This is a genomic window from Chitinophagales bacterium, assembly GCA_020636535.1.
In the GTDB taxonomy this organism is placed as follows: Bacteria; Bacteroidota; Bacteroidia; order Chitinophagales; family JADIYW01; genus JADJSS01.
This window is the reverse complement of record JACJXT010000011.1, coordinates 1,253,015-1,272,208: the sequence shown is the minus strand read 5'-3', so window position 1 is coordinate 1,272,208 and position 19,194 is coordinate 1,253,015. Positions and strand designations below refer to the sequence as shown.

17 protein-coding genes and 1 CRISPR repeat array are annotated in these 19,194 nt (G+C 29.2%); of the genes, 9 read left to right on the top strand and 8 right to left on the bottom strand.

All coding sequences use genetic code 11. The features are described 5' to 3' along the window. Nucleotides 1-371: 371 nt before the first annotated feature. Nucleotides 372-701, top strand: a complete 330-nt coding sequence (cas2, locus tag H6553_05825; protein MCB9033335.1) for a CRISPR-associated endonuclease Cas2 — start codon at nucleotides 372-374, stop codon at nucleotides 699-701. A 114-nt stretch (nucleotides 702-815) separates the two neighbouring features. Beyond that, a CRISPR array of direct repeats spans nucleotides 816-2,092; the repeat unit is 47 nt; unit sequence GTTGATACAAATATACTAAAGAACACAATTTTAAATCAATTCACAAC. Between the two features lie 2,419 nt (nucleotides 2,093-4,511). Here cas2 and H6553_05820 read toward each other — a convergent pair. Genes H6553_05820 through H6553_05805 form a run of 4 tightly spaced genes read right to left on the bottom strand, consistent with a single transcriptional unit; the run spans nucleotide 4,512 to nucleotide 8,902 of the window. Beyond that, nucleotides 4,512-5,330 (bottom strand): NAD(P)-dependent oxidoreductase, encoded by an 819-nt coding sequence (locus tag H6553_05820; protein MCB9033334.1) that lies wholly within the window; start codon nucleotides 5,328-5,330, stop codon nucleotides 4,512-4,514. A 1-nt stretch (nucleotide 5,331) separates the two neighbouring features. Further along, on the bottom strand, nucleotides 5,332-6,318 hold the full coding sequence (locus tag H6553_05815; GenBank protein MCB9033333.1) for a hypothetical protein: 987 nt from the start codon (nucleotides 6,316-6,318) through the stop codon (nucleotides 5,332-5,334). Between the two features lie 54 nt (nucleotides 6,319-6,372). Further along, nucleotides 6,373-8,154, bottom strand: coding sequence for an ABC transporter ATP-binding protein (locus tag H6553_05810; GenBank protein MCB9033332.1), 1,782 nt, complete (start codon nucleotides 8,152-8,154; stop codon nucleotides 6,373-6,375). A gap of 22 nt (nucleotides 8,155-8,176) precedes the next feature. Then, a complete protein-coding gene (locus H6553_05805; GenBank protein MCB9033331.1) occupies nucleotides 8,177-8,902 on the bottom strand; it encodes a ribonuclease H-like domain-containing protein in 726 nt (241 codons plus the stop codon). A gap of 114 nt (nucleotides 8,903-9,016) precedes the next feature. Between H6553_05805 and H6553_05800 the strand changes: the two genes are divergently transcribed. The 7 genes from H6553_05800 (at nucleotide 9,017) to H6553_05770 (ending at nucleotide 15,211) form a co-directional block, all read left to right on the top strand. Continuing rightward, nucleotides 9,017-10,012, top strand: coding sequence for a hypothetical protein (locus tag H6553_05800; GenBank protein ID MCB9033330.1), 996 nt, complete (start codon nucleotides 9,017-9,019; stop codon nucleotides 10,010-10,012). Between the two features lie 141 nt (nucleotides 10,013-10,153). Then, the gene (locus H6553_05795) at nucleotides 10,154-11,071 is read left to right on the top strand and encodes a DMT family transporter (GenBank protein MCB9033329.1); all 918 of its coding nucleotides are present in this window, start codon (nucleotides 10,154-10,156) and stop codon (nucleotides 11,069-11,071) included. Between the two features lie 33 nt (nucleotides 11,072-11,104). Beyond that, entirely contained in the window at nucleotides 11,105-11,875 is a 771-nt protein-coding gene (locus H6553_05790) for an SDR family oxidoreductase (GenBank protein MCB9033328.1), read from the top strand. Between the two features lie 3 nt (nucleotides 11,876-11,878). Then, nucleotides 11,879-13,216 (top strand): MATE family efflux transporter, encoded by a 1,338-nt coding sequence (locus tag H6553_05785; protein MCB9033327.1) that lies wholly within the window; start codon nucleotides 11,879-11,881, stop codon nucleotides 13,214-13,216. A gap of 30 nt (nucleotides 13,217-13,246) precedes the next feature. Continuing rightward, complete coding sequence (locus H6553_05780) at nucleotides 13,247-13,996, top strand: class I SAM-dependent methyltransferase (GenBank protein MCB9033326.1); 750 nt, start codon at nucleotides 13,247-13,249, stop codon at nucleotides 13,994-13,996. After that, the gene (locus H6553_05775; GenBank protein ID MCB9033325.1) at nucleotides 13,989-14,639 is read left to right on the top strand and encodes an SDR family NAD(P)-dependent oxidoreductase; all 651 of its coding nucleotides are present in this window, start codon (nucleotides 13,989-13,991) and stop codon (nucleotides 14,637-14,639) included. Before H6553_05780 ends, H6553_05775 begins: the two co-directional genes overlap by 8 nt. Next, complete coding sequence (locus H6553_05770; protein MCB9033324.1) at nucleotides 14,639-15,211, top strand: phosphatase PAP2 family protein; 573 nt, start codon at nucleotides 14,639-14,641, stop codon at nucleotides 15,209-15,211. The genes H6553_05775 and H6553_05770 overlap by 1 nt, the downstream gene beginning before the upstream one ends. Here the strand turns inward: H6553_05770 and H6553_05765 are convergent. From H6553_05765 to H6553_05750, 4 genes are all read right to left on the bottom strand, one after another. Beyond that, nucleotides 15,204-15,719 (bottom strand): shikimate kinase, encoded by a 516-nt coding sequence (locus H6553_05765; GenBank protein ID MCB9033323.1) that lies wholly within the window; start codon nucleotides 15,717-15,719, stop codon nucleotides 15,204-15,206. The genes H6553_05770 and H6553_05765 overlap by 8 nt on opposite strands. A 10-nt stretch (nucleotides 15,720-15,729) precedes the next feature. After that, nucleotides 15,730-16,794: an ABC transporter permease gene (locus H6553_05760; GenBank protein MCB9033322.1), complete on the bottom strand. Its 1,065-nt coding sequence runs from the start codon at nucleotides 16,792-16,794 to the stop codon at nucleotides 15,730-15,732. An 80-nt stretch (nucleotides 16,795-16,874) separates the two neighbouring features. Next, on the bottom strand, nucleotides 16,875-17,597 hold the full coding sequence (locus H6553_05755) for a Fic family protein (GenBank protein MCB9033321.1): 723 nt from the start codon (nucleotides 17,595-17,597) through the stop codon (nucleotides 16,875-16,877). Between the two features lie 66 nt (nucleotides 17,598-17,663). After that, the gene (locus H6553_05750; protein MCB9033320.1) at nucleotides 17,664-18,218 is read right to left on the bottom strand and encodes a DUF1599 domain-containing protein; all 555 of its coding nucleotides are present in this window, start codon (nucleotides 18,216-18,218) and stop codon (nucleotides 17,664-17,666) included. A gap of 117 nt (nucleotides 18,219-18,335) precedes the next feature. Here H6553_05750 and folP point away from each other — a divergent pair, with 117 nt between their 5' ends. Beyond that, a complete protein-coding gene (folP, locus tag H6553_05745; GenBank protein MCB9033319.1) occupies nucleotides 18,336-19,115 on the top strand; it encodes a dihydropteroate synthase in 780 nt (259 codons plus the stop codon). The last annotated feature ends 79 nt before the right edge of the window (nucleotides 19,116-19,194 follow it).

Sequence of the window (19,194 nt, the reverse complement as noted above, 5' to 3'; positions counted from 1 at the left end):
ACTATTATATATAAATAATTTAACATCATTAGCTATAGAAGCGTAGGAAGAAAAAATGCGGCGGCTAAGCGTAGCCGTGTAGCATAGAGCGATCATTTTTTCTTGATTTTTCTTGGGTAAAGTAATTTATAAAGCAAACCTATTTTCCAAACTTGTTTCGGAATCTGTTTTTAGTAGATTCTGTTCCGAAATTCGGAATAAATTCAGAATGGAGCTATATATAATGTTAGTCTATTTTCGATATCACCTTAGTATAATGTATAATTTAGTTTTATCAATTACTATTATTTTTTAAAAAAATCTAAAACAAGAGATAATACCTATTGACATTTTAAGAAATTATACTTAAACTGCAATTAAATTATTGTTTAATGTATTATAATGCTTATCAAATTATGTGGGTAATCGTTTTATTTGACTTGCCAACTGAAACCAAGTTGGACAGAAAAAGATATACCAAATTCAGAAAACAACTAACAACAGATGGTTTTGGTATGTTTCAATTCTCTGCTTATATACGACATTGTTCTAGTAGAGAAAATGCAGTAGTGCATATTAATAGAGTAAAGATGAACTTGCCACCAAACGGACATATTGGTATTTTAACCATTACCGACAAACAGTTTAGCAGTATGGAAATTTACTACGGAAAAAAAGAAGTAGAAAAGCCAAAAGTACCACAGCAATTAGAGTTATTTTAGGTGTTAGAAAAGAAAAAATGCCACCTATTACTACATTTTGCAGTGTAAAGTGGCATTTTTTTAGTTGTATCAACCAGTTAAAACTCAATGTATATAAGCATCTTAGCGATTTGCGTTGATACAAATATACTAAAGAACACAATTTTAAATCAATTCACAACTGTCAACAATTGGTGAAGTATATTCAAATGGTTGATACAAATATACTAAAGAACACAATTTTAAATCAATTCACAACTAAAATCTGATTTATCTGGACGGCTAACAAGTTGATACAAATATACTAAAGAACACAATTTTAAATCAATTCACAACGCATAAACATACGCTGATCCTGCTCCACTTGTTGATACAAATATACTAAAGAACACAATTTTAAATCAATTCACAACTAAATATGCTTGTTTGTCTAAAAACTCATTGTTGATACAAATATACTAAAGAACACAATTTTAAATCAATTCACAACCAAGAATAAAAAGCATATCTACCTATAATTGTTGATACAAATATACTAAAGAACACAATTTTAAATCAATTCACAACACCGTGATAGATATATTCTGCTTCGTCTTGGTTGATACAAATATACTAAAGAACACAATTTTAAATCAATTCACAACCCCCCGATAAATAACCCTTTTCTATCGTGTGTTGATACAAATATACTAAAGAACACAATTTTAAATCAATTCACAACCCGTTGCGAGTTCGTGGAGTATAAAATTACGTTGATACAAATATACTAAAGAACACAATTTTAAATCAATTCACAACTAACGGATATTAGGTAAGGGTCTCCGTCGTGTTGATACAAATATACTAAAGAACACAATTTTAAATCAATTCACAACGGGGAGCGAAACGGATAACCCACTAATACCGTTGATACAAATATACTAAAGAACACAATTTTAAATCAATTCACAACTAAAAAGCACTTTGGGAGTTTTACAAGGCGGTTGATACAAATATACTAAAGAACACAATTTTAAATCAATTCACAACTGGTCGCTTTATGTATTTGGGTTTTCATTAGTTGATACAAATATACTAAAGAACACAATTTTAAATCAATTCACAACTACCTTCAAGTTCATAATCTGCCCAAAATAGTTGATACAAATATACTAAAGAACACAATTTTAAATCAATTCACAACTGAAAATCTTGAATTAAAAACTTTAGTACCGTTGATACAAATATACTAAAGAACACAATTTTAAATCAATTCACAACATTTCCACTGTAATTAATTATACAATAATGTTGATACAAATATACTAAAGAACACAATTTTAAATCAATTCACAACATAGAAGACGTTATAAAGCTTTTTTTCTTGTTGATACAAATATACTAAAGAACACAATTTTAAATCAATTCACAACATGATTTTTATTTTTTATTTCTTTGATTATGTTGATACAAATATACTAAAGAACACAATTTTAAATCAATTCACAACTATACATTCTATTAGGTATTCTGCTAAAATGTTGATACAAATATACTAAAGAACACAATTTTAAATCAATTCACAACAATATGGCGATGATATTGGAGGAAAGTTTTGTTGATACAAATATACTAAAGAACACAATTTTAAATCAATTCACAACACTCATAATTTAAGTGTTTAAAAGTTCTGGGTTGATACAAATATACTAAAGAACACAATTTTAAATCAATTCACAACCTTACAAGTGTTGCAGAATTAAGAAAAGTTGTTGATACAAATATACTAAAGAACACAATTTTAAATCAATTCACAACATTTCCCATTGTTAAAATTTTTATTGTTATGTTGATACAAATATACTAAAGAACACAATTTTAAATCAATTCACAACCAGCATTACTAAGAAAGTTTTTGAAAAAATGTTGATACAAATATACTAAAGAACACAATTTTAAATCAATTCACAACCTAAAGGAGTTAAATTGCGATATTTTTACAGTTGATACAAATATACTAAAGAACACAATTTTAAATCAATTCACAACCAAATGCGAAAATTCAAGGACATCGTGATTGTTGATACAAATATACTAAAGAACACAATTTTAAATCAATTCACAACATTCAAGGCAATGCCAAATCTTATGTAAAGGTTGATACAAATATACTAAAGAACACAATTTTAAATCAATTCACAACTTAGTAACTTTTGGTACTTCAAACTCTTTCGTTGATACAAATATACTAAAGAACACAATTTTAAATCAATTCACAACCATCTTCCCAAGAACCTAATAATTTTTGTTGTTGATACAAATATACTAAAGAACACAATTTTAAATCAATTCACAACAGATGAATATACATCAAATTAAAACTTGGAGTTGATACAAATATACTAAAGAACACAATTTTAAATCAATTCACAACACATTACAGTTTTAAATTCACTATTTTCTTGTTGATACAAATATACTAAAGAACACAATTTTAAATCAATTCACAACAACTTCAAAGGATTCAATTAGAACAACAGTGTTGATACAAATATACTAAAGAACACAATTTTAAATCAATTCACAACAGACATAAGTAATTGGTTGAATGTGAGGAGGTTGATACAAATATACTAAAGAACACAATTTTAAATCAATTCACAACCTTTTAATAGTGAAATATCTACTATTTCTGGTTGATACAAATATACTAAAGAACACAATTTTAAATCAATTCACAACAACTTCTCTTTATTTGAACGCATGGTAGGTGTTGATACAAATATACTAAAGAACACAATTTTAAATCAATTCACAACTATTGGCACCATGATAGAAATTACTAATAGGTTGATACAAATATACTAAAGAACACAATTTTAAATCAATTCACAACCAATTACAGCAAATGCAACAAATGCAATTTGTTGATACAAATATACTAAAGAACACAATTTTAAATCAATTCACAACATATGCCTATTGCTATAACCTGCTCTTTCGGTTGATACAAATATACTAAAGAACACAATTTTAAATCAATTCACAACCGTTTTCTTGGTATGGCACACCGTCATCTAGTTGATACAAATATACTAAAGAACACAATTTTAAATCAATTCACAACCGTTTTCTTGGTATAGCACACCGTCATCTAGTTGATACAAATATACTAAAGAACACAATTTTAAATCAATTCACAACAACTTATACTGGAGGTAATGGTGAAGCAGAGTTGATACAAATATACTAAAGAACACAATTTTAAATCAATTCACAACATCAAGGCACTAACACTGAGTTTTGCACTTGTTGATACAAATATACTAAAGAACACAATTTTAAATCAATTCACAACATTTCATAAATTAATCATTTTAAACTATTTGTTGATACAAATATACTAAAGAACACAATTTTAAATCAATTCACAACATTTCATAAATTAATCATTTTAAACTATTTGTTGATACAAATATACTAAAGAACACAATTTTAAATCAATTCACAACTGACTTTGATTTAATACTATATGGTGAGCTGTTGATACAAATATACTAAAGAACACAATTTATTCATTGTCTATTTATTTTTTATAAGTGTTCATCAGTTCGCTTCGCTCGTGTTAAATCAATTCACAACACCTGGAGTTGTTGCATTTAAAGTATTTATGTTGATACAAATATACTAAAGAACACAATTTTAAATCAATTCACAACGTGGAGATAATGTAATATCTGATACATTACGTTGATACAAATATACTAAAGAACACAATTTATTCATTGTCTTTTTATTTTTAATGGTATTCTTCTGTTTGCTGTGCTAGTACTACAAATCTCATCAAAATCTTTACACAAAAAAATCAGGCATGAGTTCTACTGTATTGTCTACTGCGTATTCGCTTAGGTCGGTAATACCTTCATTGGCTAAAACTTCGTCATCAATAAAAAAGTTACCTGAAATAGTTTTGTCTTTTTGTAATATATGATATGCAGCATCTGCTAATATTTCTGGTTTTCTTGAATGTTTTACCATAGTATCGCCACCTAATAAATTTTGTACTGCTGCTGTCGCAATTGTTGTTCTTGGCCACAATGCATTAACTGCAATTTTATTTTTAAACTCACCTGCTAATCCCAATACACATAAACTCATACCAAATTTGGCTATAGAATAACCTAAATGTGGTGCAAACCATCGTTCATTAATACTACTTAATGGTGGTGATAGCATTAATATATGTGGATTTTCTGATTTTAATAAATGTGGTATGCACTTTTTAGAACATAGAAAAGTACCACGCGTATTAATATCTTGCATTAAATCGTAGCGTTTCATATCTAGTGCTGTAGTTGGCGATAAATTAATAGCAGATGCATTATTAATTAATATATCTATGCTACCAAAAGTTTCTACTGTTTTAGCAATAGCACTATCAACAGCTGCTTCGTCTCTAATATCACATTCAATTGCCAAACCATTGCCACCAGCTTGTGTCATATCTTCGGCAGCAGTAAAAATAGTACCAGGTAATTTTGGATGTGGTGTAACTGTTTTAGCTGCAATTACAATATTGGCTCCTGCTTGTGCTAATTTCAATCCAATAGCATGACCAATACCTCTTGTTCCTCCAGAAATAAAAACTGTTTTATTTTTAAAAGCTGTCATATTAAAGTGTAGTATAAAATTTGCTTAGTCTTGCTTCAATTCTTTCTTTCAAAAAGCCATCTTTTTGCATTTGTGTTACAATTGGCGTAACCGACTCTTGTGCTTCTTTTAAAATTACTTTTTTAGTAATAGCATTATCATTTAAAATATCAGCAATGGTTTTTTCTCCATCAAATTCAAAGAAATGATTAATAATGAACTCGGTCAATTCTTTCACTGCTTCTGCTGCAATTAAATCTTTAGCTACTTTTTCGCCACCTTCAACAATTTTCTCTACATGTTTGTCTTTTACTTTTTTAGCTAATTCTTTTACTTTGATGTCTTCTAATTTATTCCATATATTTTTAGCTAATAATTTGAGTTTTGCATCACTCAATCTATCTTTTAAATTTTCTTCACTTTGAGCAATTGATTTAGACAAGTTGGTTGCAATAAACTTTTTAATATTTTTATCGATAGTATCTGAAACACCAGAAAGTGCTGCACCTACTAAACTTTTTCCTAAATTAAAAATAGAACCACCAACAGTTTCATTTGTTGGACTACTTTGCTCCATAAAAGATTTAATCCCATCATATAGGTTATCTGCTAACATTTCTCCATAAAAAGGATTTTTCACTATCCTACTTATAATCTCATCTCTACTTTCTTTTTGGTCTATAATAAAATCTGCAATATCATGGTAAGTATCTTCTGCAATAAAATCACTTAGAGTATGTTTACTTTTCGCAGCTAAATCTCTAATAGCAATGCCTAAATCAACCAAATATTCTTTTTGGTGTTTGGTTAATTTTCTATCTTCTAAGTTTCTTTCTAGAAATTTAATTACATAATCAGCAGAAGAAATATCGTTGAGTTTTGTTTTTTCAAACCAAGACCAAGTAGCTTCTACTTCATTTTTAATGTTTTCTTGAAGTGTTTTTCCTTCAAACTGTGCTAATTCAAAAGCAACATGTGCTTCGTATATTTTTTTAATATCTGCTTTCATAATTTATAAAAATAAAGTTTTTAATTTTATACTAACCTATACATTAGATAAAAATTAGATGGTTGAAAATCTTGCTTTAATATCTGCTAAGTTACCTTTTGGAATGGCTGCAATTAGTTTCTTAGTGTATTCTTTTTGTGGATTGTTATAGATTTCATCAGCTGCACCCATTTCTTCAATTTCGCCTTTGTTCATTACTACCATTCTATCGCTCATAAATTTCACTACAGATAAATCGTGAGAAATAAATATATAAGTAAATTTAAACTCTTTTCTCAACTCAATCAATAGATTTAATACTTGTGCTTGAACGGAAACATCTAATGCAGAAACCGACTCATCGCAAATAATAAATTTAGGATTTAATGCCAATGCTCTTGCTATACAAATTCTTTGTCGCTGACCACCAGAAAATTCGTGAGGATATCTTAAAAAGTGATCAGCTTGTAAGTTTACTTTTTCTAGTAACTCTATTACTTTTTCCTTTCGTTCTTTGTCGTTGCTGTATTTATTATGCACAATCATTGGTTCCATAATGGCATTGCCAATAGTCATTCTTGGATTTAATGAAGAATATGGATCTTGAAAAATAATTTGCATGTGTTCGCGTAAAGCTTTCAACGATTTATTATCGAGATTAAAAATATCTTGACCATCAAAAATAGCTTTTCCTGCTGTTGGTTCAACCAAACGCAAAATAGTTCTACCTAAAGTTGTTTTACCACAACCAGATTCGCCAACCAATCCTAAAGTTTCACCTTCGTAAACATCAAAAGAAACATTATTTACAGCTTTTACATACTCGGTTGCTTTTCCAAAAAAATTCGTTTTAGATGGAAACCATGTTTGCAAATTTTGTACTTCTAATATTTTTTTACCTTGATGTAATTCTTCCAATCGTGCTTTGGTTTGAGCTTCAGTTACTACAAAAGCATCAATCAATTCTTCCATGTTAGCTGCTTTTTCTACTAGCGTTCCATCTGGTTCTACTGTCATGAAATCAGCAATAACTGGTAATTTTCTTAATCTTTTACCTAATGGTGGACGACAAGCTAAAAGTCCTTTGGTGTATGGATGTTGTGGATTTGAAAAGATTTCTAAAACCGAACCTTGCTCTACAATTTTACCTTTGTACATTACAATAACTCTATCTGCTATTTCTGCAATTACACCTAAATCGTGTGTAATAAAAATGGTAGACATGCCTGTTTCTTCGCTCAAATCGCCAATTAATTCTAGTATGGTTTTTTGAACGGTAACATCTAAAGCTGTTGTTGGTTCATCTGCAATTAATATTTTTGGTTGACATGACATTGCCATAGCAATCATTACTCTTTGCTTTTGACCACCAGATAATTGATGTGGATATGCTTTTAAAATTCTTGCTGGATTAGGTAATTTTACTTGTTCAAATAGTTGCAATGTTTTTTCTTCTGCTTCTTTTTTTGAACATTTTTGATGTAGTATAATGGCTTCCATCACTTGATTGCCACAAGTAAACACTGGATTTAAAGAAGTCATTGGTTCTTGAAAAATCATAGATATTTCATTACCTCTGTACTTACGCATTTCTTCGTCAGAAATTTTAGTTAAATCAACCGATTTATCATCAGCTTCGTGATAAATGATAGAACCGTTTGTAATTTTTCCTGGTGGATTTGGAATCAATCGCATGATAGATAAAGAAGTTACTGATTTACCAGAACCTGACTCACCTACTATACCAACTACTTCCTTTTTATTGATATGAAAAGAAACATCGTTAACTGCTTTAACATTACCATTTTCGGTATTAAACTCGGTAACTAAATTTTGTACTTCTAATAATTTACTCATCGTTGACTTATATTCTGCCAAATTAGGAAAAAATAATATTATTTCCATCTATTAAGTCGTCGGCTTTTAACTTTAACACAATTTGTGCTACTGTAGCTACATCTTTTTCGCAATATTTTTTAATGCGTTCTAAACCATTTTCCTGCCAATATACTCTGCCTACATCTTTACCAGAAATATCGTCTTTTGGCGATGGCACTTTTAATAAGTAAGCTAACAATTTAAGTGAAATGTAATTTTTATAATCGCCAAATTTCCACTGATCCATAGTATCAACTAAAGCAACTTCCCAAGGTTTTTTAGATTGTAAGTTTAACAAAGGACTGCTCAATTGCATTTCGTTAATGAGTAATCGTCTGCAAATATATGGTATATCAAACTCTTTGATGTTGTGACCACAAAGTAAAGTTCTTGAATTTTGTGCAAACACTTTTTCTAAATATGCTTGAAATTGAATGAGTACTTGTTTTTCATCATCACCATAAAATGAATTACATTTAATTTGTTTAAATAAACCATCATTTGTAATTGTAGCAATAGAAATGCAAACTATTTTTCCAAACTCTGCTAGGATTCCTGCATTATTAAAATAAAATTCCGACTTATTTTCATCTTCGTTTCTATGCTTTCCTTTCTTTTCTTCCCATAGTTCTTGTTCGTAATTATTCAATTCATCAAAGCTTTTTGCAAATGGCACCGTTTCAATATCTATGATTAATAAGTTGTTGATGTTGATATCTTGTAGCATTACTGTTAAAATTTTCTTATAAAATTAAAAATTAATATGAGATACTCCTCATTTCTTCAAAAAAACGCAATATAAGTCATATTTTTGTAGTACAACTAATTAAACTCTTTTATTATGTCAGATTATCAGGATAATAACGAACAACAAGTTCAAGAACAAGAAAAAAAAGGTGGAATAAACAAGTTGTTATTGTTATTGCTAGCTCTATTACTTGGTGGACTAATTTTCACTGTATTAAAGTTAAAAAAATCTAATGATACCATTGTTGTTAATGAACAAAAAATAACTGAAGTTGAAGCTGCTAAGAATGATTTAGATATGAAATTTAATGCTGCTTTGGCTGATATTGAAAGTTATAAAGCAGAAAATGCTGGCTTAGATAGCTTGTTGAATGTAAAAGAAAATGAATTGTATGCTAAGAAACAAAAAATTGAAAGTTTATTAGCACAAGTTGCAATGTCTAAAAATAAAGACAGTAAAGCACTAAAAGAAGCTCAAGCTTTGATTGCAGAATTGCAGCAAGAAAAAGAAAATTTAAGAACTACACTAGATTCTTTAATGCAAGTAAACCAAAAGTTATTTGACGATAATGTTACTTTAAATAATGATTTAACGACTACTAAAGAAGACAGAGATAAAATTTCTGCTGAAAAACTTAAAATAGAAGAATTAAAACAACAAATGCAAAATAGAATTGATGAAGCATCAATTTTAACTGCTGCTAATTTTTCTATAACTCCAGTAAAAAACAATAAAAAAGGTGAAGAAGTAGAAGTGAAAAAAGCGAAAGATGCTTCTAAATTAAAAGTATGTTTTGATTTATTACAAAATAAAATTGCTCCAAAAGGTGCTACCGAATTAAAAGTTAGACTTTTGGGTCCTGATGGTTCTACTATCCAAATTGCAAGTTTAGGAAGTGGTACTTTAACAGATATAAACACAGGAAAATCTATTCCATATACCTATTCAATTACTCCAAAATTTGATGGCGATACAAAACAAGTTTGTTCATACTGGAATCAAAATTATAATTTCTCTGCTGGTAAATATGCTACAGAAGTATATCAAGAAGGTGTTATGATTGGTAAATCATCGTTTACTTTGAAATAGATTTCTGTTTTTGCAGAAAAAACGATTGACACAAAACTGCTTATATTATATATTGAAATCCATCATTTTTTAGTGATGGATTTTTTGTTTTAATAATAAACACATCGCTAATTAAATAGTACAGAAGTCTAATTTTGTTGTATGCAAAAAGAGCAACAACAATTAAAAGGAATAGTGCTAGTATTACTAGGTGCTGCACTATATTCTACCAAAGCTATTTTTGCAAAACTCATTTTTCCATACGGTGTAGATGGCTTGACAATTCTATGCTTAAGAATGTTATTTTCTTTACCTTTTTATATTGTGATATTGTTTTGGTATAACAGAAAAAACAAAGTCAGTATTGCAAAAAAAGACTATACTGATATTTTAATTGCTGGTTTCTTTGGTTATTACTTAGCTAGCTATTTAGATTTTTATGGTTTAGAATTCATCTCAGCAAGCTTAGAACGATTAATATTATTTATCTATCCAACTATTGTCTTATTATTCGGAAAAATATTATATAAAAGAAAAACTTACTCTTATCAATATGTAGCAATAGTTATTACTTATATTGGTGTTGCCATTGCTTTTCAATCTGACTTAAAATACTATACCGATAATCAAGCAACTGTAAAAGGTGCAATACTCGTTTTTTTAGCAGCTATTTCTTATGCATTCTACTTGTCTAAAAGCGAAAACACCATTATAAAAATTGGTAGCATTCCATTTACTGCCTACTCTTTAATTTTTTCTAGCATTATAGTCATCATACATTACAGTATTGTTCATGGTTTAGATTTATTTCATTTTCCATATCAAGTATATGCTTTATCTTTTATTATAGCAACTATTGCTACCGTATTACCTACATTTATAATGGCAGAAGGTATTAAAATCATTGGTTCAAACAATATGTCAATCATAGCAAGTATAGGACCAATACTTACTATTTTTATGGCAACTTATTTTTTAAAAGAACCATTTACACTACAGCAATTACTAGGAACTATTTTAGTAATTCTAGGCATTTTACTCATCAGCAAAGCAAATATTAAATCAAAAGCTAAACGCTAAATTTTAATTCCCTATTTTTGAAAAAAATCTATTATGTTTCAAGAGAATCTATTCCAAGATAAAACAATTTTAGTTACTGGTGGCGGAAGTGGTATTGGCTATACTATTGCAACCGAATATTTAAAATTAGGTGCTACGGTTTTCATTGCTTCTCGAAATCAAGAAAAAATAGATAAAGCATGTAGTGAGTTGAGTCAACTTGGTAATGTTCACGGACTAATTGCAGACATTAGAGAACCTGAACAAGTACAAGCACTAGCAGATAAAATAAAAGCACATACTGATAAATTAGATATTTTAATCAATAATGCTGGTGGACAGTTTCCATCTGCTGCCGAAAATATTTCTTTCAACGGATTTAAAGCTGTGGTCAATAACAACTTATTAGGTACATTTAATGTAACACAAGTAATGGCTAAAACATTTTTCATTCCACAACAATCTGGAAATATTGTTAACATTATTGCCAATATTTATAAAGGATTTCCAGGCATGGCACATACAGGTGCTGCTAGAGCTGGCGTTGATAATTTGACTAAAACACTAGCAGTAGAATGGTCTAGATTTCATCTTAGAGTAAATGCTGTTGCACCAGGAATTATTGAAAGCTCTGGATTAGACCAATATCCACCACAATTTTTAGCTGGTGTTACTAATGTAATTCCTGAAAAAAGAATGGGAACCATGCAAGAAGTTGCTTGGGCAGTTTTGTTTTTATCTTCGCCAATGGCAAGTTATATTAATGGCGAAACTTTGTATGTTGATGGTGCGAACAGATTGTGGGGCGACCAGTGGAAGATGTAATTCATGCAGATAGAAAATTCGTATAAAGCCATTTGGCAAATTGCCTATCCTATTATTCTAGGAAGCATTGCTCATAGCATTAACCAAATGGTTGATACTGCTTTTATGGGACGAGTGTCTACTGCAAATTTAGGAGCTTCTAATTTAGCTGGATTATATTTCTTTAATCTTACTTTTATAGCTACTGGATTTACTAGAGGTTGCCAAGTAATTATTGCTAAAAGAGCTGGCGAAAATAATTTAAAAGCAATTGGCAAAACAATAGACCATTTACTAATAATAACTTTACTACTCATACTTAGTATTTATATTTTATTAGATATTTCTGAAGAATGGATTATACCAAAACTAGTGCATTCTACTGAAATTGTTGATTTATCATTAGACTACTTACAAATTAGAAAATTTGGTGTTCCTTTTATTTTAATGTGCTACGGATTTAATGCTTTTTATAGTGGTATTGCTAAAACAAAAATCATTACTTATGCTAGTGTAATAATGGCTTTGGTAAATATTGGTTTTGGTTACTTATTTATTTTCGGAAATTTTGGGTTTCCTAAATTAGGCATTAAAGGTGCTGCAATTTCTAGTATTGTAGCAGAATTTGTAATGATGATGATTTATATATTATACTTCATCTATCAAAAATACCAAAAGCAGTTTGAAGCATTTCAATTTAAAGCATTAGAAACAAAATTATTTAAAAGAATAACACAACTCTCCTCGCCTATTGTACTACAAAATATTATTGCCATTAGTTCATGGCAAGTATTTTTTCTTTGTATAGAAAAAGTCGGACAAAATGAATTGGCTGCTTCTAGTATTTTAAAAAGCATTTATATATTTATAGGAATTCCAGTTTGGGGTTTTGGTGCAACAGCAAGTACGGTAGTCAGCAACTTAATAGGTCAAGGAAAAAGTAACGATATTCTAAACAGTATTAAAAAAGTAATTATACTAAGCGTATCATTAACTATGGTTGCCAATTTAATGTTCTTAATTTTCAGCAATCAATACTTACATTTTTTTACCAACGACCAAATTGTAATTGACTTATTCAATCAAAGTAAATATGTATTAAGCATAGGTGTTTTTATTTTTTCATTTACACTAGTATTATCACAAGGTATTGTTGGAACAGGAGCAACTACGGTTACTGCTTTGTTTGAATTTATATTGTCTATTTTTTACATCAGCTTTTGTTTGTATTTCATCTATTACAAAAGAAGTGGCATGCTAGTTTCTTGGCTAAGCGAAATTATTTATTGGTTCGGACTATTTATTTTATCACTTTGGTACTTAAGAAGTAATCATTGGAAAAAATACATTTCGTACGATTAATTTTTATATTTTAGTGCTGAATATCGTTTTATGGAAAAACAAAAGTCTTGGTTCGAAGTTTGGTTTAATTCTCCATTTTATCACATTTTATATAAAAACAGAAATGTAGGTGAAGCAACTGCATTTATTGATAATCTTATACAAAAAGCCAATGTAGAATATGGTACTATTTTAGATTTAGCTTGTGGAAAAGGAAGGCATGCACACTACTTGGCAGAAAAAGGATTTGATGTTACTGGAATTGATTTATCTGAAAATAGTATTGACTTTGCCAACGAGATGTATCACCTAGACAATTTAGAGTTTTATGTGCATGATATGCGTTTGCCATTTAGAATAAATTATTACGACTATGTCTTGAATTTATTTACTAGCTTAGGATATTTTAAAAACTTAAAAGACAATGAAAAAGTATTTGAAAGTGTTCATCTTGGATTAAAAGAAGGTGGCTATTTTCTCATTGATTTCATGAATACAGAACTAGTAATCAACAACTTAGTAGAAAGAGAAGAAAAGAAAATTGATGGTATTGATTTTTTTATTCGTAGAGAAGTTTACGACGGAAAAATCATTAAACACATTAAAATAGAACAAGATGAAAACGAAGTACATTTGTTTAAAGAAGAAGTACAAGCACTTATGCCACATCATTTTCATCAGTTTTTAAACAATACACATTTTTCATTGGTGGATGAATTTGGCGACTATGAATTCAACAAATTCAATGCTAAAACATCACCAAGATATATATTACTTGCTAAAAAATTAAACAATGACTAATAATAATAAAGTAATGGCAATTTTAGGTGCAGGCGATGCGATAAGCTATGCAGTTGCAGAATTATTTGGTAGCAAAGGTTTTAAAATTGCACTCATTTCTCGTAGCAACAAACATTTAGATGCTATGGTAGAATATATGAAAAAAAATAAAATTATTGCTTTTCCATTTTTAGCCGATGTTGCAGATGATGCTTCTGTTAGAGATGCTTTTGAAGACATTTATGAAAAATTAGGCGACATTAGTGTACTACACTATAATGTTTCTAAAATAAAAAATGTAAATATATTAGACGAAACACACGACAGCTTAACCAAAGATTTTAAAATAAATGCTAGTGGTTTGCTTACAGTTTACCACGAAGTAATGTCTGATTTTGAAGCACTAAACGAAGGTACTATTTTGGTAACTGGAGCAAGCGAAGCATTAAATCCTGATATAAATTATGGTGCATTATCTGCAAGTAAAGCGGCACTTAGAAATATAGTGATTAATTTACATCATGCATTAAAAGAAAAAAATATATTTGTAGGCACTGTGTGTGTAAACAACATCACCAATATCAATAAAGAGAATATACCCAATATAGCCAACGCATTTTGGCAATTGTATACTGATAGATTAGAATTTGAAATTGCGGTGTAATGCTAGACACATTGCAATTATTAGATAAAAAATTGTTCACACTAATAAACAGTAGTTGTAGCAATAGTTTCTTCGATTTAATAATGCCAATTATAAGAAACAGATATACTTGGGTTCCTGTTTATCTTTTTATTTTTTACAGTTTAATCAAACAACATAAATCAAAATCAATTTATTTTATTACCTATTTAGCATTGTGTTTTGCTATAACAGACTTTACAAATTATTATATATTAAAACCTTTTTTTCATAGATTGCGACCATGTCATAACGAAATGTTATATGTCAATTTAGTACTCAATCATTGTGGTGGAAAATGGAGTTTTCCATCATCACATGCTGCTAATCATATGGCAATATCAGCAGCATTAATCTATATGAATATTAGTAAAAATATATTTATAAAAGCATTAATTTTAGATTGGGCATTACTCGTTGGCTTTGCACAAATTTATGTAGGCGTACACTATCCATTCGATATTCTAGTAGGTTTTAGCTACGGATTGTTTATAGCATCAATATTGTATTTAGTATTTAGAAGAAAATTAAACTACACTACTACTACTATCTAAAGTATTCTTCAATTTTGCTTTTCAGTTGTTCTGCTATGGTTTCTACTGATGCATCGCTAGTAAATATTTGTGCTTGGTTGTAAAAATCTATTCGTTCGGCTAATTTCTTATCGTAAAAATCAGACAGCTCTGCTTCGGTTAAACCTTGTAATAAAGGTCGTTTGTGCATACCTTTTTTCAATTGTTCTAAAATTCTGTCTTTACTTCTATTAATGTAAACAGTAATGCCTTTACTATTCATCAATTCCATATTATTATTAAAACACGGTGCACCACCACCAGTAGAAATAATTAAATTATCATTTATATCTAGCGATTCTATATATTTGTGTTCTAGTGTTCTAAAATATTGTTCTCCATATTGTGCAAAAATCTCACTGATAGATAATTGCATTTCTGCTTCAATAGCTTTATCCATGTCGATATTATTGTAATTCAATATTGGAGCAATGTTTCTACCAATATACGATTTACCACAGCCCATAAATCCTATTAAAAAAATAAGCATTTATATTAATTTAAGCTTTACCAATTCTAATTCTAGGATCTAATAATCCGTATAAAATATCTACAAAAAAGTTGACAATAATAAATACCAATGCTGTAAATAATACACAACCCATGGTTACTGGAAAATCAAAATTCAATAAAGAATTAACTGCAGTATATCCTAATCCTTTGATATCGAAAATAACTTCTACAAAAAATGCACCTGCAAGTAAAGAAGCAAACCAACCAGAAATAGTAGTTACCACTGGATTCATCGCATTGCGTAATCCATGTTTAAACATAATGGTTTTAAAAGAAAGTCCTTTTGCTTTTGCAGTACGCATATAATCTTGCGACAGTACATCGAGCATGGCAGAACGCGTTAACTGAAAAATAATTCCTATTGGACGAGTACCTAATGCAATAGCTGGTAAGATTAAATTTTTTAGTACGATGACATTATTTCCATAATCGTCTATCGTGGTTAAATCGCCTACTTGTTCTAAACCAGTTAGATTATGTAGTAAAATTCCAAATATATAACCTAAAACTATAGCAGAGAAATACGACGGTACAGAAATACCTAAATTAGACAATGACATAGCAATAGTATCGAACCACGAATGTTGTTTGATAGCTGCTAACACACCAAATAAAACACCAATTAAACTAGCAATAAGCATTGCTGCAATAGCCAACAAAATGGTTTTAGGTAATGCTCGTTTTATTTTTTCACTAACTAGTTCTTTACTTTGATAAGAGCGTCTTAAGTATGGCTTTTTTATGACTAAAGCATTCTCTTTTCCTACAGCAAACAATTTTGTATAATGGTATTTTTCTTTAGCTGTTGCTGTATTTTCATTGATAGAAATTGGCGAAAGGTCGTTTAAATACAAACCCAATTTAGTCATAAATGGTTTGTCTAAACCAAGCTCTTTATTAATAGCTTCTACAGATTCAACATCTGCTCTTTGTCCAAGTGTTAGTCTTGCAGGATCTACAGGTAAGATGTTGAATAAGGCAAATACGACAAAGATGACACCTAGCAAAACTAAGATGCCATAAAAAAACTTTTTGATTATAAATTGTATCATCGTTTATTTTTCAGCAACAAAATAACAAAATATTTTAATACTTAGGGTTATAAGGTATACATATTAAAAAGTAATTAAGCTTATTTAGAAAAAAAGTAATCTATCATCAATTGATAATTATCTTGTGCTGGAAGACAAGTATCTATTAAATATTCTTTTATTGTTGGATACTCTGTTAATCCTCTATAATAGAAAAACTTATGGTCGTCTTCTATAATAAATGGTACTATATCATTGGTTAAACATTCTTTAAATAGTATCAATCTTCCAACTCTGCCATTGCCGTCTTGAAATGGATGGATTTTCTCGAATTGATAATGGAAATCTATAATATCATTTATCTTAATAGGTTCAATATTATGATATGTTTCTAGCAACTGCTTCATATCATTAGCAACATTTTTCGGTTTTGAAGTCTCAATTCCACCAACTATATTAGGTTTTGTTTTATAATCTCCAATATTAAACCAAGTTTTTTTAGCATCAGAAGTGTTATTTTTAAGCAACAAATGAAATTGTTTTATATGTGCTTCTGATAATGGTTCACTAGCAATATCTAACATATAATCGAAACAAGCAAAGTGATTAACTGTTTCTAATATGTCATCTATATTAGTATGGTTAATGCCATCTTCTGTAAACAAAGTATTCGTTTCGTAAATATATCTAGTTTGTTCTTCTGTTAACTGACTTCCTTCAATTCTATTCGTATTATACGACAACTTAATTTGTGTTTGATGATAGATACCACCTTTTAATCTACTATTTTTTTCTTCTTGTAATATGTTTAAAAGGTTCTTCATATATGCAAACTAAGTCTAAAGATAAGTGAATTTATTAATTAGCTAATTGATTAATTATGTAATTAGCTAATTATCAATCTGTATTAATGCAAAAATGGCGTAGTTGACTATGTCCATGTAGTTCGCATCAATTCCTTCGGAAGCTATGGTTTTGCCTTGGTTGTCTTCTATCTGTTTGATACGATGTAGTTTACTCAAAATTAAATCGGTGAAGGAACTAATACGCATATCTCGCCAAGCTTCGCCATAATCGTGATTTTTAGCAATCATTAAATCTTTTATAATTGTATAGTATTTATTGTAATATACTAAAGCTTCTGTTTCTGTTAATTCATAGCTAATGCTATTGTCGTTCTGAATTTCTAGTTGTATCAATGCAATAATACCATAGTTTACACAAGCTAAAAACTCGTCTTCCATACTGTCGCCAATTTTCTGTTCACCTTTTTCGTCAATCGTTCTAATGCGTTTGGCTTTAATATATAATTGGTCGGTAATTGACCTTGCTCTCAACATTCGCCACGAAGTGCCATAATCTTTTGTTTTTTTTATAAACACGGCTCTACAAGCGTCAAAAACAGCATCGTATTGTTTAATTGTTATTTCAATTTGGCTAGACATTGCTACAAAAATAAAGAAATTGTACTTTTATAAGTTTATTTTAAGATAAATATTCTAATGAACAACATTTGTATCAACGCCAATGGTAAGTTATTGTATAGTGAAACGCCAATTATTATGGGAATTTTAAACCTTACACCAGATTCTTTTTTTGATGGTGGACAGTATAATAATGATGCAATTATTTTAAAACATGTAGAACAAATGGTTAATGATGGTGCTACGATTATTGATATTGGTGGTATGAGTTCTCGACCGAATGCACAAGAAATTAGTGTTGAAGCAGAAATTAATCGAGTAATTCCTACATTAAAAAAGATTAGACAAGCATTTCCGAATATTTTTATTTCTATTGATACTTATAGAAGCGAAGTGGCAAGCGTTGCAATTGACGAAGGTATTGACATTATTAATGATATTAGTGCTGGAAATATAGATGAACAATTAATTGATGTTGTAGCAAAATCTAAATTACCATATATTATTATGCACATGCAAAATACACCAAGCAATATGCAAGACAATCCTAATTATAATGATATAGTGTTGGATATTATGGATTTCTTTAACAACAAAATAATTGAGTTAAGAAATAAAGGCATTAAAGATATTATACTTGATGTTGGATTTGGTTTTGGCAAAACGATAGCTCAAAATTATATACTACTAAAACATATAACTAAATTTAATGTATTTAATTGTCCGATTTTAGTTGGTATTTCTAGAAAAAGTATGTTGTATAAACTATTAGCTATTGAACCACAAGATGCATTAAATGCAAGTACTGCTGCACATATGTTGGCATTACAAAATGGTGCTTCTATTTTAAGAGTTCACGATGTAAAAGCAGCAAAAGAATGTATTGATATTTGGAATTTTTATAGACAAGTAGATTGATTAGGTTTAATTTTACTGTATTGAAAATTATAAATCAAACTAAACTTCATGAAAAAGTATTAAATTTGATAAAAGCATA